Here is a 17,543-nt window from a genome sequence, read left to right as displayed (position 1 = left end):
GCTGGAGGGCTTATGGCTGAGTTCGACTTTCGCAATAAGATTAACTGGCGTCGCCGCTACCGCTCGCCACAGGGCGTGAAAAGCGAGCATGAGATTGTGCGCATTTTTGAAAGCGACCGCGGACGCATCGTCAACTCTCCCGCCATTCGCCGTCTCCAGCAGAAAACCCAGGTCTTTCCCCTTGAGCGCAACGCTGCGGTGCGCACCCGTTTGACCCATTCCATGGAAGTCCAACAGGTGGGACGCTATATCGCCAAAGAGGTACTCAGCCGCCTGAAGGAGCGCAGGCTGCTGGCGGAATATGGGCTTGATGAACTCACCGGCCCGTTCGAAAGTATTGTTGAAATGTCCTGTCTGATGCATGACATCGGCAATCCGCCGTTCGGGCATTTTGGCGAAGCGGCGATTAACGACTGGTTTCGCCAGCGCCTGGTGCCTGCCGATGCTACCAGCCAGCCGCTCAGCGGCGATCGCTGCCAGGTGGCGGTGCTGCAATTGCATGAAGGCGAAGAAGCGCTCAATACGCTGCGGCGCAAGGTGCGTAATGACATCTGCCAGTTTGAAGGCAACGCACAGGGCATTCGTCTGGTGCACACGCTGCTGCGCATGAACCTGACTTGGGCGCAGGTTGGCGGCATTTTAAAATATACCCGCCCGGCGTGGTTTACCGGCCCCACGCCGGAAAGCCACAGTTACTTAATGAAAAAACCGGGCTTTTACCTCTCGGAAGAAGAGTACATTGTACGGTTACGTAAAGAACTCTCACTGGACGACTATTGCCGCTTTCCATTGACGTGGATTATGGAAGCCGCTGACGACATCTCTTACTGCGTGGCGGATTTAGAAGATGCAGTAGAGAAACGCATCTTCAGCGCCGAACAGCTTTACCAGCATTTGCGCGATGCCTGGGGCGACCACCAACCCGGCGATCTGTTTGCCCAGGTGGTGCAAAACGCCTGGGATAAATCGATGACCAATTCCATGCAGCGCAGCGTTGAAGATCAGTTTTTTATGTATTTACGGGTGAATACGCTGAATAAACTGGTGCCTTACGCCGCCCAGCGTTTTATTGATAATTTGCCGACCATTTTCCCCGGCTGTTTTAATCACGCGCTGCTGGAAGATGACAGCCCATATAGCCGTCTTCTGAAACTTTATAAAAACGTCGCGATTCGCCATGTATTTAGCCATCCTGATGTTGAACAGCTCGAATTACAGGGTTACAGGGTGATTAAAGGGCTGTTAGATATATATCAGCCGCTGTTGCTGCTGGGCGCGGACGACTTCCGGCTATTAGTGGAAGAGGCCAATGGGCGACGGTTACCTATTGAAACCCGGCTATTTCATAAGTTGTCGGGTCGGCACCGCCTGGCCTATATTGAGGCGATGAGCCACGTTAATCGTAATGATGCTGATTTTCCGATTTGGGAATATTATTATCGCTGCCGTCTTATCCAGGATTATATTAGTGGTATGACCGATCTTTATGCATGGGATGAATACCGTAAGCTGATGGCGGTAGAATAATATCCGAAAGTTTTGTAAAGACGACCAATAAATTTTTACTTTTCAAGAAATTCAGGCGTGGAACTTCACGCGCTAAAATCACTCTGATAGTCACGATCACAGCAATTTTGCCTGACTAATTAATTGAGAATGAAACAGATGAAGAAAACCACGTTAGCATTGAGTGCGCTGGCTCTGAGCATGGGCCTGGCGCTGGGTCCTGTCTCCGCTGTCGCTGCTGAAACCGCTTCGGCGGCACCGGTTGTTCAACCGATGCCAAGCCTGGCGCCGATGCTTGAAAAAGTCATGCCTTCAGTGGTGAGCATTAATGTGGAAGGAACGACAGCGGTAAACAATCCGCGTCTGCCGCGTAACTTCCAGCAGTTCTTTGGCGATGATTCCCCGTTCTGCCAGGACGGTTCGCCGTTCCAGAGCTCGCCGTTCTGTCAGGGCGGCGGTGCCGGTCCGCAAGGCGGCCAGCAGCAGAAATTTATGGCGCTGGGTTCCGGGGTAATTATTGATGCCGCTAAAGGCTATGTGGTGACCAATAACCACGTGGTGGATAATGCCACCAGCATTAAAGTGCAGCTTAGCGATGGCCGTAAGCTGGACGCCAAAATGGTTGGTAAAGACCCGCGCTCTGATATCGCGCTGATCCAAATCCAGGATCCGAAAAATCTGACAGCGATTAAACTGGCCGATTCTGATGCCCTGCGTGTCGGTGACTATACCGTGGCGATCGGCAACCCGTTCGGCCTGGGGGAAACCGTAACGTCCGGGATTGTGTCGGCGCTGGGCCGTAGCGGCCTGAACGCTGAAAACTACGAAAACTTTATCCAGACCGATGCGGCGATTAACCGGGGTAACTCCGGCGGTGCGCTGGTCAACCTGAACGGCGAACTGATCGGGATTAACACCGCGATCCTCGCGCCGGACGGCGGCAACATCGGTATCGGCTTCGCCATCCCGAGCAATATGGTGAAAAACCTGACCAGCCAGATGGTGGAATATGGCCAGGTACGCCGCGGCGAACTGGGCATTATGGGGACTGAGCTGAACTCCGAACTGGCGAAAGCGATGAAAGTTGACGCCCAGCGCGGCGCATTCGTCAGCCAGGTAATGCCAAACTCTTCTGCGGCGAAAGCGGGCGTGAAAGCGGGCGACGTAATCGTCTCGCTGAACGATAAGCCCATTAACAGCTTTGCGGCGCTGCGTGCCCAGGTCGGCACCATGCCGGTGGGCAGCAAACTCACCCTGGGCCTGCTGCGCGACGGCAAGCCGACGTCAGTGACGCTGGAACTCCAGCAGAGCAGCCAGAATCAGGTCGACTCTTCTTCCATCTTCAACGGGATTGAAGGCGCGGAGATGAGCAACCAGACCGGAAGCAACGCGGGCGTGGTGGTGAATAGCGTGAAAACCGGTTCTCAGGCGGCGCGTATCGGCCTGAAAAAAGGCGATGTCATTCTGGGCGCTAACCAGCAGCCGGTGAAAAACATCGCTGAACTGCGCAAAATTCTCGACAGCAAGCCGTCTGTACTGGCGCTGAACGTGAAACGCGGCGATACCACGCTTTACCTGCTGATGCAGTAATTGTTGAAGGGTTTTTTGTGACCCTTCCCACAACTCCATAGTCTGACCCCGCGCATTGTGCAATTGCCCAATGCGCGGGTTTTTTTTGTGCCTTATTCTGAATCATTGATATGAGGAGGGGGCACAATGGCGGGTTGGCATCTTGATACCAAAATGGCGCAGGATATCGTGTCACGCACGATGCGGATCATTGATACCAATATCAACGTTATGGATGCCCGGGGACGGATTATCGGCAGCGGCGACCAGGAGCGTATTGGTGAATTGCACGAAGGCGCGCTGCTGGTGCTTTCGCAGGGCCGCGTGGTAGACATTGACGATGCGGTGGCCCGCAGCCTGCACGGCGTGCGCCAGGGGATTAACCTGCCGCTGCGTATTGAAGGTGAAATCGTCGGTGTGATCGGCCTGACGGGCGATCCGGTGCATTTGCGCAAGTACGGCGAGCTGGTGTGTATGACGGCGGAGATGATGCTCGAGCAGTCCCGTCTGATGCACATGCTGGCGCAGGATACGCGTCTGCGCGAAGAGCTGGTAATGAACCTGATCCAGACGGAAGAGCACACCCCGGCGCTGATGGAATGGGCACAGCGTTTAGGCATCGATCTGAATCAGCCGCGCGTGGTTGCTGTCGTCGAAGTGGACAGCGGGCAGCTCGGCGTCGACAGCGCGATGGCGGAACTGCAACAGTTGCAAACCGCGCTAACTACGCCTGAACGCAATAACCTGGTAGCCATCGTCTCGCTAACCGAAATGGTGGTGCTGAAGCCTGCGCTGAATGCGTTTGGCCGCTGGGATGCGGAAGACCACCGCCGCCGCGTTGAGCAGCTTATCGCCCGGATGAAAGAGAGCGGGCATTTGCGGTTTCGCGTGGCGCTCGGTAACTACTTTACCGGGCCAGGCAGCATTGCACGCTCCTGGCGTACCGCGCGCACCACCATGATGGTCGGCAAACAGCGTATGCCTGATGTGCGCAGCTATTTCTATCAAGATTTGATGCTGCCGGTGCTATTGGACAGTTTGCGCGGCGGCTGGCAGGCCAACGAGCTGGCGCGCCCGCTGGTCAAGCTGAAAGCGATGGACAACAATGGCCTGCTGCGCCGTACATTGACCGCGTGGTTTCGCCACAATGTGCAGCCGCTGGCGACCTCAAAGGCGCTGTTTATCCACCGTAATACCCTGGAATATCGCCTGAACCGGATATCGGAACTGACCGGGCTGGATTTGGGGAATTTTGACGACAGGCTGCTGCTGTATATTGCGTTACAGCTTGATGAGCAGCGCTAGACAAGAAAGCAGGGCGGGGGAGAGCCCGCCCTGAGAGAATTATTTACGGGTGAGTTTTTCCAGATCGGCTTCGATTTCGTTGATCTTATTGGTAACCACGCTTTCGAGATGACGCAAATCGTCGAGGATCTTACGTTTTAAATCCACTTCAGTACGGTCGCGCATGCAGATCTGATCCAGCTCATCGATCACGTAACGCAGATTTGGGCTGATCTCCTGTACTTCTTTGTAACCTTGCCCTACGCCATCAGCCACCACGGTTTTGCGCTGGCGTGGATATTTAAACTTCACGCTCTTGGCAAAAAACTCGCCTTTATCCTTACGAAAGTAGATTTTCAGGATGTCGTTGTTGGCTTCCTGCCGGAGGCTGTACCGGTCAATCTCTTCAGGATTGGTGATCCCCAGACTCTTCAGATTATCGTACATAGCGGTATCCTTAGCGAAACATTAACCCAGAAATAATTAATGAAATAATCCGTTAATGCCACAACCGGGTACAAAAAAGGCGGGTTATCCCGCCTTTTTTATTCATCTTTAGTCGATAGTGCGAAGCAGCTCATTAATGCCCACTTTGCCGCGCGTTTTGGCATCGACTTTTTTGACGATTACCGCACAGTATAGGCTGTATTTGCCGTCTTTCGAAGGCAGGTTGCCGGAAACCACCACGGAGCCCGCCGGTACGCGGCCATAATGCACTTCGCCGGTTTCACGGTCGTAAATACGGGTGCTCTGGCCGATGTACACGCCCATGGAAATCACTGAACCTTCTTCCACGATCACGCCTTCTACTACTTCTGAACGCGCGCCGATAAAGCAGTTGTCTTCGATGATGGTCGGGTTGGCCTGTAAAGGCTCCAGTACGCCGCCGATGCCCACGCCACCGGACAGGTGAACGTTTTTACCGATCTGCGCGCAAGAGCCCACAGTCGCCCAGGTGTCTACCATCGTGCCTTCATCCACATACGCCCCGATGTTGACATAAGACGGCATCAGCACGGTGTTGCGGGCAATAAACGCGCCCTGGCGCACCGCAGCGGGCGGCACCACGCGGAAACCTTCTTTCTGGAAACGCGCCTGGTCGTAATCCGCGAATTTCATCGGTACTTTATCAAAGTAGCGGCTTTCCGCGCCGTCGATCACCTGGTTGTCATTGATGCGGAAAGAAAGCAGCACCGCTTTTTTCAGCCATTGATGCGTCACCCACTGACCGTCGATCTTCTCCGCCACGCGCAGCGCGCCGGAGTCAAGAAGCGCGATCACTTGGTTCACCGCTTCACGGGTTACGGTATCCACATTCGCGGGTGTGATGTCGGCGCGACGCTCGAAAGCGGCTTCAATAACGTTTTGTAACTGCTGCATTGTCTCTATCCATATTGCGTAAAAAAATTCGTTACCCTTTATCGTTTGGATTGAGGGCGGCTGTCAACCGTTGTTGCACCTCTTGCTGCAGGGCATTATTAAGGGCACGCCGGTCCGCATTCGCGATTATAAATAAATCTTCTACTCGCTCGCCAATTGTCGTAATTCTCGCCCCGTGAAGCGAAATTCCCAGGTCCGCGAACACCTGGCCGACGCGCGCCAGAAGCCCTGGCTGATCGAGGGCGATCAATTCCAGAAACGATTTTCGGTCGGTATGGGTCGGCAGAAAATTAACCTCGGTATCCACGGTAAAGTGGCGCAATTTGGCCGCCTGGCGACGTGGCTGCGGTGGATGCCAGGTACGCTGGGTAATCGCCTGCTCCAGGCCGTAGCGAATCGCTTCGTGGCGATCTGCCGCCAGCGGTTTGCCGTCCGGCTCCAGCACAATAAAGGTATCCATCGCCATGCCGTCGCGGGTGGTGAAGATCTGCGCGTCGTGCACGCTGAGGTTGCGCCGGTCGAGTTCCGCACAGACGGCGGCAAACAGATAAGGACGGTCCGGGCTCCAGATGAATATTTCGGTGCCGCCGCGCGTGGCCTGCGGGCTCAGCAGGATTAACGGCTTGCTGAGATCGTGTTGCAACAGGTGGCGCGCGTGCCAGGCAAGCTGGTTTGGGCTGTGGCGAACAAAGTAGTTGGCCCGGCAGCGAGCCCAGATGCGGTGCAGCGCCTCTTCATCAATATTATCCATGCGCAGCAGCGCCAGCGCCTGAAGCTGGTGATGGCGCACCCGCTCGCGCATATCCGGCGTGTTCTGCATCCCGCGCCGCAGTTGTTTTTCAGTGGCGAAATAGAGTTCGCGCAGCAGGCTTTGCTTCCAGCTGTTCCACAGGGTTTCGTTGGTGGCGCAAATATCCGCCACCGTCAGGCAAACCAGGAAGCGCAGACGGTTTTCGGTTTGTACCTCTTCGGCAAATTGCTTGATCACTTCCGGATCCTGAATATCCCGGCGCTGGGCGGTAACCGACATCAGCAGATGATGACGTACCAGCCACGCCACCAGTTGCGTTTCCCGCGAGTTCAGGCCATGAAGTTCGGCAAACTTCAGCACGTCCTGCGCGCCCAGTACCGAATGGTCGCCGCCGCGGCCTTTGGCGATATCGTGGAACAGCGCGGCGATCAGGATCAGTTCCGGGTGCGTCAGGCGCGGCCAGAGCTCCACGCATAAAGGATGCTTCTGGCGCGTCGCTTCCAGCGCGAAGCTTTCCAGTTTTTGCATCACCCGGATGGTGTGTTCATCCACCGTATAGGCGTGGAACAGATCAAACTGCATCTGGCCGACGATATGCGACCACTGGGGCATATAGGCGCCGAGCACGCTGTGGCGGTGCATTGGCAGTAGTCCACGGCTCACCGCGCCCGGATGGCGCAGCATCGATAAAAACAGGCTGCGCGCCTCGGGGATATAACACAGCGGCTCCGTTAAATGACGGCGCGCGTGGCGCAGATGGCGCAGTGTGGTGGAGTAAATGCCGGTGATATCGCGGTTGCGCACCATGGCATAGAACATCCGCAAGATGGCCTGCGGCTCGCGGATAAACAGGCTTTCATCACGCAGATCGATAAGCGTGCCGCGTAACTGGAAATCATCATCCAGCGGACGCGGCTTTTCATCGGCGGGCAGCGCCAGAATTGCCTCATCAAACAGCTGCAACAGCATATGGTTCAACTCGCCGACCCGGCGCGTTACCCGGTAAAAATCTTTCATCATCTGCTCGACAGGCTCATTGCCGTCGCCCTGATAGTGCAGACGCTGGGCCACGCTCAGCTGGCGATCGAACAGCAGGCGGTTGTCATAGCGATTGAGTTCCAGATGCAGCGCGAAGCGAATGCGCCACAGCACGTGTTGGCACTCATCCAGCTCGTTGCGCTCGGCCTCGGTCAAAAAGCCGAAGCCAACCATTTCGCTAAGCGACGTCGCGCCGAAGTGCCGCCGCGCCACCCACTGTAAGGTGTGGATATCGCGCAGGCCGCCAGGGCTGCTTTTAATGTCGGGCTCAAGGTTGTAGCTGGTGCTGTGGTAGCGTTTGTGGCGCTCCTGCTGCTCGTCGACTTTGGCGGCAAAAAAGCGCTCGGAAGGCCAGAACCCTTCTGAAAAGATATGCTTATGAAGTTCAAGAAACAGCGCCACGTCGCCGGTTAACAGCCGGGATTCAATCAGATTAGTGGCGACGGTGAGATCGGACAGCCCTTCCAGCAGGCACTCTTCAAGGGTGCGCACGCTGTGACCTACTTCCAGTTTTACGTCCCATAGCAGGGTCAGTAGCTCGCCGACTTTCTGCGACTGCGCCTCGCTTAACCGCTTGCGGCTCAGGATCAGCAAATCGATATCGGATAAAGGATGCAGTTCGCCGCGCCCGTAGCCGCCCACCGCGACTAACGCCGCTTCGCTCAGTTCGCCGAAACCGTATTCAATCCACAGGCGCTGTAGCAACTGGTCAATGAATTCAGTACGCGCCTCAATCAGCGTTTCTGCGGATAGCCCGCTGTCGAAGGCGCTTGCCAACCACTGCTGGAATTCATCGATATGCGCTTTGATGGCCTGGCAGTGCAGGTCCGCCTGCGGCCAGACGCCAGGGTTATCAGGCTGACCGGGCAGGGTGGGGATAATGGTGCTGACAAAGGGTTCAGGTAAGGTATTACTCATGGCGCCACCCTAAAGAAAATAAGTTTGCCCAAGGGTTCAATGAACCCGGGTCTATGACAACAAAGTAAAAAAGTTACGCGAAAATAGAAAGGATCATTTTGTGATGGGCGAGGGCAACGGCGGAATACGGGGTTAAAGATAAAAAAATGGCCCTGAAACAGGGCCATTTTTGTGCGCTTACGCGTCGGCGGTCAGCACGGCTGGGATAGTGTCATCCTTACGCAGCGTCAGGATCTCACAACCGGTGTCGGTCACCACAATCGTGTGCTCATATTGTGCTGACAGGCTGCGGTCTTTGGTTTTCACCGTCCAGCCATCTTTCATCGTCCGAATGCGGTAATCGCCCGCGTTAACCATCGGTTCGATAGTAAACGTCATGCCGGCCTGCAATACCACGCCGCCGTCGTCAGCATCATAGTGCAGCACCTGCGGCTCTTCATGGAACACGCGGCCAATGCCGTGACCGCAATATTCGCGCACCACGGAGAAACCCTCCGCTTCGACGAATTTTTGGATCGCCGCGCCAAGGGTGCGCAGACGAATGCCCGGTTTCACCATGCGCAGCGCCAGGTAGAGGCTCTCCTGGGTGACGCGGCACAGGCGCTCGCCCAGAATGGTCGGTTTGCCGACGATAAACATTTTTGAGGTGTCGCCGTGGTATTCATCTTTGATCACGGTAACGTCGATGTTGACGATGTCGCCGTCTTTTAGCACTTTTTCATCGTCGGGAATGCCGTGGCACACCACTTCGTTAATCGAGATACAGACCGATTTCGGAAAACCGTGGTAATCGAGGCACGCGGAAACCGCATTTTGGGTGTTGACGATATAATCGTTGCAGATCCGGTCGAGTTCGCCGGTACTGATCCCTGGCTTAACGTGAGGTTCGATCATCTCCAGCACCTCGGCGGCGAGGCGGCCGGCGATGCGCATTTTTTCGATTTCGTCAGGGGTTTTAATAGAAATAGCCATGAATAAAGTCCGCTGTTGTCGTTGCATCGACAAGAATTATGCAAGTAATAGCAATGTTAACAGGGCGGCTGGGTTGAGCCAAATTCAGTTTATCGGGACTAACGCAGCGTGAACTACTGTTGGTGTCTTAACGGGTTTTATGGTATAAAGCGCGCCGGACTTCTGTTCCGCATTTACTACACGCTGCGGCGCAGAAGCGACACTCTCACTATGTGTAACAACACACACGTATCGGCACATATTCCGGGGTGCCCTTCGGGGTCGGTAATATGGGATACGTGGAGGCATAACCCCAACTTTTATATAGAGGTTTTAAACATGGCAACTGTTTCCATGCGCGACATGCTCAAGGCTGGTGTTCACTTCGGTCACCAGACCCGTTACTGGAACCCGAAAATGAAGCCGTTCATCTTCGGTGCGCGTAACAAAGTTCACATCATCAACCTTGAGCAAACTGTACCGATGTTCAACGACGCCCTGGCTGAGCTGAACAAAATTGCTGCTCGCAAAGGCAAAATCCTGTTCGTTGGTACTAAACGCGCTGCAAGCGAAGCTGTGAAAGAAGCTGCCGAAAGCTGCGACCAGTTCTTCGTAAACCACCGCTGGTTGGGTGGCATGCTGACTAACTGGAAAACCGTTCGTCAGTCCATCAAGCGCCTGAAAGATCTGGAAACTCAGTCTCAGGACGGTACTTTCGAAAAGCTGACCAAGAAAGAAGCGCTGATGCGCACCCGTGAGCTGGAAAAACTGGAAAACAGCCTGGGCGGTATTAAAGACATGGGTGGCCTGCCGGACGCTCTGTTTGTTATCGATGCTGACCACGAACACATCGCTATCAAAGAAGCAAACAACCTGGGTATCCCGGTATTTGCTATCGTTGATACCAACTCCGATCCGGATGGCGTTGATTTCGTTATCCCGGGTAACGACGATGCGATCCGTGCTGTTACCCTGTACCTGAACGCTGTAGCGACTACCGTTCGCGAAGCACGCTCTCAGGACCTGGCTTCTCAGGCTGAAGAAAGCTTTGTAGAAGCTGAATAATAAGGTTTTAGCCCTTATTTGACCGTGTATAGATAGGGGCCTTTTTATGGCCCCTTTTTCTCTTTTATATTTGCCTGGCGTTAGCCGCCGGGTAAATCAAATCTCCCGAGGATTTTAGAATGGCTGAAATTACCGCATCCCTGGTAAAAGAGCTGCGTGAGCGTACTGGCGCAGGCATGATGGATTGCAAAAAAGCGCTGACTGAAGCTAACGGCGACATCGAGCTGGCAATCGAAAACATGCGTAAATCCGGCGCGATCAAAGCGGCGAAAAAAGCAGGTAACGTTGCCGCTGACGGCGTGATCATCACTAAGATCGACGGCAACTACGGTATCATTCTGGAAGTTAACTGCCAGACTGACTTCGTTGCTAAAGACGGTGGTTTCCAGGCGTTCGCGAACAAAGTTCTGGACGCAGCGGTTGCAGGCAAAATCACTGACGTTGAAGTTCTGAAAGCACAGTTCGAAGAAGAGCGTGTTGCCCTGGTTGCTAAAATCGGTGAGAACATCAACATCCGTCGCGTTGCTTCCCTGGAAGGCGACGTTCTGGGTTCTTACCAGCACGGCGCGCGTATCGGCGTTCTGGTTGCTGCTAAAGGCGCTGACGAAGAGCTGGTTAAACAGCTGGCTATGCACATCGCTGCAAGCAAGCCGGAATTCGTTAAGCCGGAAGACGTGTCTGCTGAAGTGGTAGAAAAAGAGTACCAGGTTCAGCTGGACATCGCCATGCAGTCTGGCAAGCCGAAAGAAATCGCAGAGAAAATGGTTGAAGGCCGCATGAAGAAATTCACCGGCGAAGTTTCTCTGACTGGCCAGCCTTTCGTTATGGATCCGAGCAAATCCGTTGCCCAGCTGCTGAAAGAGCACAACGCTGACGTAACTGGCTTCATCCGCTTTGAAGTGGGCGAAGGCATCGAGAAAGTTGAAACTGACTTCGCAGCAGAAGTTGCTGCAATGTCCAAGCAGTCTTAATGCAGTAAGGAGCCGCCTGAGGGCGGCTCTGTTTTATCAGTAGAATATTCAGTTTGCTCCCAATGCGCGCGAACTGAAAAGCGGCATATCATGTCGCCTCCAAACCATCCCATTCGTTGACAGTTCCAGGAAAGAAACATGGCTACCAATGCAAAACCCGTCTATAAACGCATTCTGCTCAAGCTGAGTGGCGAAGCACTGCAAGGGGCAGAGGGCTTCGGTATTGATGCGAGCATACTGGATCGCATGGCGCAGGAAGTTAAAGAGCTGGTTGAGCTCGGCGTCCAGGTCGGTGTGGTGATCGGCGGCGGTAACCTGTTCCGTGGAGCAGGGCTGGCGAAAGCGGGCATGAACCGTGTGGTTGGCGATCATATGGGTATGTTGGCGACTGTGATGAATGGCCTGGCGATGCGCGACGCGCTGCACCGCGCCTATGTTAACGCGCGCCTGATGTCCGCCATTCCGCTGAACGGCGTATGCGATAATTACAGCTGGGCGGAAGCCATCAGCCTGTTGCGCAACAACCGCGTGGTGATCCTGTCTGCGGGCACCGGCAATCCGTTCTTTACCACCGACTCCGCAGCCTGCCTACGCGGCATCGAAATCGAAGCCGATGTGGTACTGAAAGCCACCAAAGTGGACGGCGTGTTCTCCGCCGACCCGATGAAAGATCCAGCGGCGACTCTGTACGATCAGTTGAGCTATCAGGAAGTGCTGGAAAAAGAACTGAAAGTCATGGATTTAGCAGCGTTTACGCTGGCCCGTGACCACAAAATGCCAATCCGCGTGTTCAATATGAACAAGCCGGGCGCGCTGCGCCGGGTGGTGATGGGCGAAAAAGAAGGCACATTAATCACGGAATAATTTCCGTAAGCGACAATTCCGGGTAAAATTCCGTTTCATTGTCGGTTCAGTTGGCGGATTATCTGCCGGGTGCCATGAATTAATCGGGCTATACTTATCACACTGCGTTTCACGTCGTCAGGCGAGCGTGTGTGGCCTGCCCAACTATCAGTTTTCAAGGACTCGTAACGTGATTAGCGAAATCAAAAAAGATGCTGAAGTGCGTATGGAAAAATGCGTCGAAGCATTCAAAAACCAAATCAGCAAAATCCGTACTGGCCGTGCTTCCCCAAGCCTGCTGGATGGTATCATCGTAGAATACTACGGCACGCCAACGCCTTTGCGTCAGCTGGCGAGCGTTACTGTAGAAGACACCCGTACACTGAAGATCAACGTTTTTGATCGTTCAATGGGGCCTGCAGTTGAGAAAGCGATTATGGCGTCTGACCTCGGTCTGAATCCAAGTTCTGCAGGTTCTGATATCCGTGTTCCGTTGCCTCCGCTGACCGAAGAGCGTCGTAAAGACCTGATTAAAGTGGTGCGCGGCGAAGCCGAGCAGGCGCGTGTTGCGGTACGTAACGTGCGTCGTGACGCCAACGATAAAGTGAAAGCGCTGCTGAAAGATAAAGAGATCAGTGAAGACGACGATCGCCGTTCCCAGGACGACGTTCAGAAAGCTACTGATGCCGCTATCAAGAAAGTAGATGCCGCGCTGGCAGAGAAAGAAACTGAGCTAATGCAGTTCTAATTTCTCGCCTTGCGAATGTGAACGCCGTACAGGAAAGCCGCTTAGCGGTGTTTTCTTACGGCGTTTTGCATTTAATCCACGCCTAAAACGCGTGATGACTTTTCCCTTTTCCTCACCGAGCGCCTGATGAAGCATTTGACCATTCTTGGCTCTACCGGATCTATCGGTTGCAGCACTCTTGACGTTGTTCGCCACAATCCACAACAGTTTGCCGTTACCGCGCTGGTGGCGGGTAAAAACGTAACGCGTATGGCCGAGCAGTGCCTGGAATTCACCCCGCGCTTTGCGGTAATGGATGATGACGCCAGCGCGATGGCGCTGAAATCGTTGCTGCGTGAGAAGGGGAGTGCGACCGAGGTGCTGTCCGGGCGGCAGGCGGCCTGCGATATGGCCGCGCTCGATGACGTCGATCAGGTGATGGCGGCGATTGTCGGCGCGGCGGGATTATTGCCCACGCTGGCGGCGATCCGTGCCGGTAAAGCGATCTTATTGGCGAATAAAGAATCGCTCGTTACCTGTGGCCGATTGTTCATGGATGCCGTTAAGCAGAGCGGCGCCCGCCTTCTGCCGGTAGACAGCGAGCATAACGCCATTTTTCAGAGTTTACCGGAAACAATCCAGCGCCAGCTGGGGTACGCTGACCTTGAGGAAAATGGCATTTCGTCGATTATCCTTACCGGGTCGGGCGGGCCTTTTCGCGAAACCGCACTGGCTGAACTGGCAGGTATGACGCCGGATCAAGCCTGTCGGCATCCGAACTGGTCAATGGGGCGTAAAATCTCCGTTGATTCCGCCACGATGATGAACAAAGGTCTCGAATATATTGAAGCCCGCTGGTTATTCAATGCGCCAGCCAGCCGTATGGAAGTGCTGATCCATCCGCAGTCTGTGATTCATTCGATGGTTCGCTACGTGGATGGCAGCGTGCTTGCACAACTGGGGGAACCGGATATGCGCACCCCTATCGCCCATACCATGGCCTGGCCGGCGCGCGTCAGTTCCGGCGTGAAACCGTTGGATTTCTGCAAAGCGGGCCCGTTAAGTTTCATTGAGCCTGACTACCAGCGTTACCCGTGCTTAAAACTGGCGATGGATGCATTTGAGCAAGGCCAGGCGGCAACCACCGCCCTGAACGCCGCGAATGAAATTACCGTGCAGGCTTTCCTCGAACAGCAGATTCGCTTCACTGACATCGCTGCGCTTAACGCCCAGGTTTTGGGCATGATGGCGTTGTCAGAACCCACCTCGGTGGACGCGGTATTAAGCGTTGATGAGGAAGCGCGCAAGGTTGCGCATCAGGAAGTGATGCGCTTCGCAAGCTGATGATTATTCATCCCACAAAGGCCGTGCTATTTGTTAGCGTCTGGCTTCAGTGATATAGTCTGCGCCACCCTAATAGGGGGTAAAAGGCTGTAAAGGCCGGGTTCGCCGTGGTAAACACGGCGTTTTTGTGTAGAGGCTTCAGTATTTCTGAGTACCGTTTACTCCTTATCGGGAAATAAGAACGCGTTATGTTGTCTGCGAATCAACCAGTAAACGAAAATCTGCCTGCTTCAGGGGCCCGCCACGTCGCTATTATTATGGATGGCAACGGGCGCTGGGCGAAACGGCAAGGAAAAATCCGCGCCTTTGGCCATAAAGCGGGGGCGAAGTCGGTTCGCCGCGCCGTTTCGTTTGCTGCGAATCATGGTATCGATGCGCTGACTCTGTATGCATTCAGCAGTGAAAACTGGAATCGACCGGCTCAGGAAGTGAGCGCCTTGATGGAGCTTTTTGTCTGGGCGTTAGACAGTGAAGTGAAGAACTTACATCGTCATAACGTTCGCCTGCGCATTATTGGCGATACCCGTCGATTCAACACCCGTTTGCAAGAGCGAATTCATAAAGCCGAAGCCTTAACCAGTAAAAATACCGGCCTTACGCTCAACATCGCCGCGAATTATGGCGGACGTTGGGATATTATTCAGGGAGTGCAGCGTTTAGCTGAGCAAGTGCAGGAAGGGCTGTTACGCCCCGATCAGATTAGTGAGGATTTGCTCAGCGAGCAGATCTGCATGCATGAGCTGGCTCCCGTTGATTTAGTGATTAGGACAGGGGGAGAGCATCGTATCAGTAACTTTCTGATTTGGCAGATTGCCTATGCGGAACTTTATTTTACCGATGTTCTTTGGCCTGATTTTGATGAACAAGACTTTGAAGGTGCATTGAATGCCTTTGCCAATCGTGAGCGTCGGTTTGGTGGGACTGTGTCCGGTGACAATGAAGCCTGATGGGGGTAGCTTTTGCTGAAGTATCGCCTGATTTCTGCTTTCATTTTAATTCCGGTCGTCATTGCCGCACTTTTCTTATTGCCGCTGATTGGCTTTGCTATCACCACGCTGGTGGTGTGCATGCTGGCGGCATGGGAGTGGGGGCAACTGAGCGGGTTTGTTAACCGTACGCAACGGGTATGGCTAGCGGTGCTTTGTGGCCTCTTGCTTTCATTGATGTTGTTCACACTGCCTGAGTATTCCCATGGGGTCGACCTCGCGGTGGTACAGGGTTCCTTGTGGCTTTCGCTTTTCTGGTGGGTTGCTGCTTTACTGTTGGTGCTTTTTTATCCAGCCTCTGCCGCCTTCTGGCGTAACTCTAAAGCCTTGCGACTCGCTTTCGGATTAATGACCATCGTGCCTTTCTTCTGGGGTATGGTGGCGTTGCGCGGCTGGCATTACGATACCAATCATTACTATGGCGCAGTATGGCTACTGTACGTGATGATCCTGGTATGGGGTGCGGATTCCGGCGCGTATATGTTTGGTAAATTGTTCGGCAAACATAAGCTTGCACCCAAAGTTTCCCCGGGGAAAACCTGGCAAGGCTTTATCGGCGGGCTGTTTACTGCAGCGGTGATCTCCTGGATTTACGGCATGGTGTTCAATCTTGAAGTCACGCTGTCTACCCTGCTTATCTGCTCGGTGGTTGCCGCGCTGGCTTCGGTATTGGGCGATTTAACGGAAAGCATGTTCAAGCGCGAAGCCGGGATTAAAGACAGTGGAAATCTGATCCCCGGCCACGGCGGTATTCTCGATCGTATTGATAGCCTGACGGCTGCCGTACCGGTGTTCGCGTGTCTGATGCTGTTAGTTTTCAGAACGATTTAACGGAATAATCTATGCTGAGCATTCTCTGGAATTTGGCCGCTTTCATCATCGCACTGGGTGTTCTGATTACCGTGCATGAGTTTGGTCATTTCTGGGTGGCTCGCAAAGCGGGCGTACGTGTTGAACGCTTCTCTATCGGCTTCGGTAAAGCCCTGTGGCGCCGTACCGACCGCCAGGGCACAGAATACGTTATTGCCGTTATCCCTCTCGGGGGATATGTCAAAATGCTGGATGAGCGCGTTGAAACGGTTATTCCGGAAATGCGCCACCAGGCTTTCAACAACAAAACCGTCGGTCAGCGCGCAGCGATTATCGCAGCAGGTCCGATAGCGAACTTCCTGTTTGCTATCTTCGCTTACTGGTTGGTTTTCATGATCGGCATTCCCAGCGTTAAACCGGTAATTGGCGAAATAACACCCAACTCCATCGCGGCCCAGGCACAAATTACGCCTGGCATGGAACTTAAATCCGTTGAGGGTATCGAAACGCCTGATTGGGATAGCGTTCGTCTTGAACTGGTGGCAAAAATCGGCGATGACAGCGTTAAGTTAGGCGTAGGGCCGTTTGGCAGCCACCAACAAACCGACAAAACGCTGGATTTGAAGAACTGGCATTTTGAGCCCGATAAAGAAGATCCGGTGGCTTCTTTAGGCATTCGTCCCTACGGGCCGAAGATTGAACCAGTGCTGGCTGAAGTCCAACAGGATTCCGCTGCCAGCAAAGCGGGTTTGCAAGCGGGCGACAGGATCGTTAAAGTCGATGGTCAGCCGCTGGCGAACTGGATGGCTTTCGTCACGTTGGTGCGCGATAACCCCGCGCAGAAGCTGGTGGTAGAGATTGAACGGCAGGGGAGTCCCTTGTCGTTAACCCTGATCCCGGAAACAAAAGCCGGTGATGGGAAGGCAGAAGGGTTTGCCGGCGTGGTGCCGAAAGTGATCCCGCTGCCAGAAGAGTATAAAACAGTGCGCCAGTATGGGCCGTTTGCCGCTATTATCGAAGCCACGGACAAAACCTGGCAGTTGATGAAGCTGACGGTCAATATGCTGGGGAAATTGATAACCGGTGATGTCAAACTGAACAACCTCAGTGGGCCAATTTCGATTGCTCAAGGGGCAGGGATGTCAGCGGAGTATGGGTTGATCTATTACCTGATGTTCTTAGCGCTGATTAGCGTGAACTTAGGGATAATCAATCTGTTCCCGTTACCCGTTTTGGACGGTGGGCATTTGCTCTTTTTAGCGATAGAGAAGCTGAAGGGCGGGCCGGTTTCCGAGCGAGTTCAAGACTTTAGTTATCGCATTGGCTCTATTTTGCTGGTGCTGTTAATGGGGCTTGCACTTTTCAATGATTTCTCTCGGTTATAGAGAGCCAGGTTAGGA

15 protein-coding genes are annotated in these 17,543 nt (G+C 54.0%); 11 read left to right on the top strand and 4 right to left on the bottom strand.

Features of this window, described 5'->3' with window-relative positions:
* The first annotated feature begins 12 nt into the window (after positions 1-12).
* The 3 genes from dgt to ACVV26_RS17970 all read left to right on the top strand — a co-directional run bounded on the left by dgt (position 13) and on the right by ACVV26_RS17970 (position 4,380).
* Entirely contained in the window at positions 13-1,527 is a 1,515-nt protein-coding gene (dgt, locus tag ACVV26_RS17980; RefSeq protein ID WP_474798571.1) for a dGTPase, read from the top strand.
* A 138-nt stretch (positions 1,528-1,665) separates the two neighbouring features.
* On the top strand, positions 1,666-3,096 hold the full coding sequence (gene degP / locus ACVV26_RS17975) for a serine endoprotease DegP (protein WP_474798570.1): 1,431 nt from the start codon (positions 1,666-1,668) through the stop codon (positions 3,094-3,096).
* A gap of 126 nt (positions 3,097-3,222) precedes the next feature.
* Complete coding sequence (locus tag ACVV26_RS17970) at positions 3,223-4,380, top strand: CdaR family transcriptional regulator (protein WP_312984877.1); 1,158 nt, start codon at positions 3,223-3,225, stop codon at positions 4,378-4,380.
* A 39-nt stretch (positions 4,381-4,419) separates the two neighbouring features.
* On the opposite strand, the gene ACVV26_RS17965 is transcribed toward ACVV26_RS17970, so the two are convergent.
* From ACVV26_RS17965 to map, 4 genes are all read right to left on the bottom strand, one after another.
* The gene (locus ACVV26_RS17965; protein ID WP_125293607.1) at positions 4,420-4,806 is read right to left on the bottom strand and encodes a DUF3461 family protein; all 387 of its coding nucleotides are present in this window, start codon (positions 4,804-4,806) and stop codon (positions 4,420-4,422) included.
* Between the two features lie 108 nt (positions 4,807-4,914).
* Positions 4,915-5,739, bottom strand: a complete 825-nt coding sequence (gene dapD, locus ACVV26_RS17960; protein ID WP_161660827.1) for a 2,3,4,5-tetrahydropyridine-2,6-dicarboxylate N-succinyltransferase — start codon at positions 5,737-5,739, stop codon at positions 4,915-4,917.
* Positions 5,740-5,770: 31 nt separating this feature from the next.
* Positions 5,771-8,446 carry a bifunctional uridylyltransferase/uridylyl-removing protein GlnD gene (gene glnD / locus ACVV26_RS17955; protein ID WP_474798568.1) on the bottom strand — a complete coding sequence of 892 codons (2,676 nt, stop codon included), beginning with the start codon at positions 8,444-8,446 and terminating at the stop codon, positions 5,771-5,773.
* A gap of 177 nt (positions 8,447-8,623) precedes the next feature.
* Entirely contained in the window at positions 8,624-9,418 is a 795-nt protein-coding gene (gene map, locus ACVV26_RS17950) for a type I methionyl aminopeptidase (RefSeq protein ID WP_474798567.1), read from the bottom strand.
* 318 nt (positions 9,419-9,736) lie between these two features.
* Here map and rpsB point away from each other — a divergent pair, with 318 nt between their 5' ends.
* The 8 genes from rpsB to rseP all read left to right on the top strand — a co-directional run bounded on the left by rpsB (position 9,737) and on the right by rseP (position 17,528).
* Positions 9,737-10,462: a 30S ribosomal protein S2 gene (rpsB, locus tag ACVV26_RS17945; RefSeq protein WP_312984869.1), complete on the top strand. Its 726-nt coding sequence runs from the start codon at positions 9,737-9,739 to the stop codon at positions 10,460-10,462.
* Positions 10,463-10,581: 119 nt separating this feature from the next.
* Entirely contained in the window at positions 10,582-11,433 is an 852-nt protein-coding gene (tsf, locus tag ACVV26_RS17940; RefSeq protein ID WP_008501911.1) for a translation elongation factor Ts, read from the top strand.
* A gap of 138 nt (positions 11,434-11,571) precedes the next feature.
* Positions 11,572-12,297, top strand: coding sequence for a UMP kinase (gene pyrH, locus ACVV26_RS17935; RefSeq protein WP_125293603.1), 726 nt, complete (start codon positions 11,572-11,574; stop codon positions 12,295-12,297).
* 169 nt (positions 12,298-12,466) lie between these two features.
* Positions 12,467-13,024 carry a ribosome recycling factor gene (frr, locus tag ACVV26_RS17930; protein ID WP_002436957.1) on the top strand — a complete coding sequence of 186 codons (558 nt, stop codon included), beginning with the start codon at positions 12,467-12,469 and terminating at the stop codon, positions 13,022-13,024.
* A gap of 126 nt (positions 13,025-13,150) precedes the next feature.
* Positions 13,151-14,347 (top strand): 1-deoxy-D-xylulose-5-phosphate reductoisomerase, encoded by a 1,197-nt coding sequence (gene ispC, locus ACVV26_RS17925; RefSeq protein WP_474798566.1) that lies wholly within the window; start codon positions 13,151-13,153, stop codon positions 14,345-14,347.
* A 188-nt stretch (positions 14,348-14,535) separates the two neighbouring features.
* Entirely contained in the window at positions 14,536-15,294 is a 759-nt protein-coding gene (ispU, locus tag ACVV26_RS17920; RefSeq protein ID WP_312984864.1) for a (2E,6E)-farnesyl-diphosphate-specific ditrans,polycis-undecaprenyl-diphosphate synthase, read from the top strand.
* Between the two features lie 12 nt (positions 15,295-15,306).
* The gene (gene cdsA / locus ACVV26_RS17915) at positions 15,307-16,164 is read left to right on the top strand and encodes a phosphatidate cytidylyltransferase (protein ID WP_312984862.1); all 858 of its coding nucleotides are present in this window, start codon (positions 15,307-15,309) and stop codon (positions 16,162-16,164) included.
* An 11-nt stretch (positions 16,165-16,175) separates the two neighbouring features.
* Entirely contained in the window at positions 16,176-17,528 is a 1,353-nt protein-coding gene (gene rseP / locus ACVV26_RS17910; RefSeq protein WP_474798565.1) for a sigma E protease regulator RseP, read from the top strand.
* Positions 17,529-17,543 lie beyond the last annotated feature (15 nt).

The organism is Atlantibacter sp. MEI4A-1023, assembly GCF_056155425.1.
This window is presented reverse-complemented; position numbering and strand designations above follow the sequence as displayed.

Bases quoted from the DNA above. Each gene is read 5' to 3' on its own strand.
- dgt (WP_474798571.1), top strand. From the start codon at position 13: ATGGCTGAGTTCGACTTTCGCAATAAGATTAACTGGCGTCGCCGCTAC.
- degP (WP_474798570.1), top strand. From the start codon at position 1,666: ATGAAGAAAACCACGTTAGCATTGAGTGCGCTGGCTCTGAGCATGGGC.
- ACVV26_RS17970 (WP_312984877.1), top strand. From the start codon at position 3,223: ATGGCGGGTTGGCATCTTGATACCAAAATGGCGCAGGATATCGTGTCA.
- ACVV26_RS17965 (WP_125293607.1), bottom strand. From the start codon at position 4,806: ATGTACGATAATCTGAAGAGTCTGGGGATCACCAATCCTGAAGAGATT.
- dapD (WP_161660827.1), bottom strand. From the start codon at position 5,739: ATGCAGCAGTTACAAAACGTTATTGAAGCCGCTTTCGAGCGTCGCGCC.
- glnD (WP_474798568.1), bottom strand. From the start codon at position 8,446: ATGAGTAATACCTTACCTGAACCCTTTGTCAGCACCATTATCCCCACC.
- map (WP_474798567.1), bottom strand. From the start codon at position 9,418: ATGGCTATTTCTATTAAAACCCCTGACGAAATCGAAAAAATGCGCATC.
- rpsB (WP_312984869.1), top strand. From the start codon at position 9,737: ATGGCAACTGTTTCCATGCGCGACATGCTCAAGGCTGGTGTTCACTTC.
- tsf (WP_008501911.1), top strand. From the start codon at position 10,582: ATGGCTGAAATTACCGCATCCCTGGTAAAAGAGCTGCGTGAGCGTACT.
- pyrH (WP_125293603.1), top strand. From the start codon at position 11,572: ATGGCTACCAATGCAAAACCCGTCTATAAACGCATTCTGCTCAAGCTG.
- ispC (WP_474798566.1), top strand. From the start codon at position 13,151: ATGAAGCATTTGACCATTCTTGGCTCTACCGGATCTATCGGTTGCAGC.
- ispU (WP_312984864.1), top strand. From the start codon at position 14,536: ATGTTGTCTGCGAATCAACCAGTAAACGAAAATCTGCCTGCTTCAGGG.
- rseP (WP_474798565.1), top strand. From the start codon at position 16,176: ATGCTGAGCATTCTCTGGAATTTGGCCGCTTTCATCATCGCACTGGGT.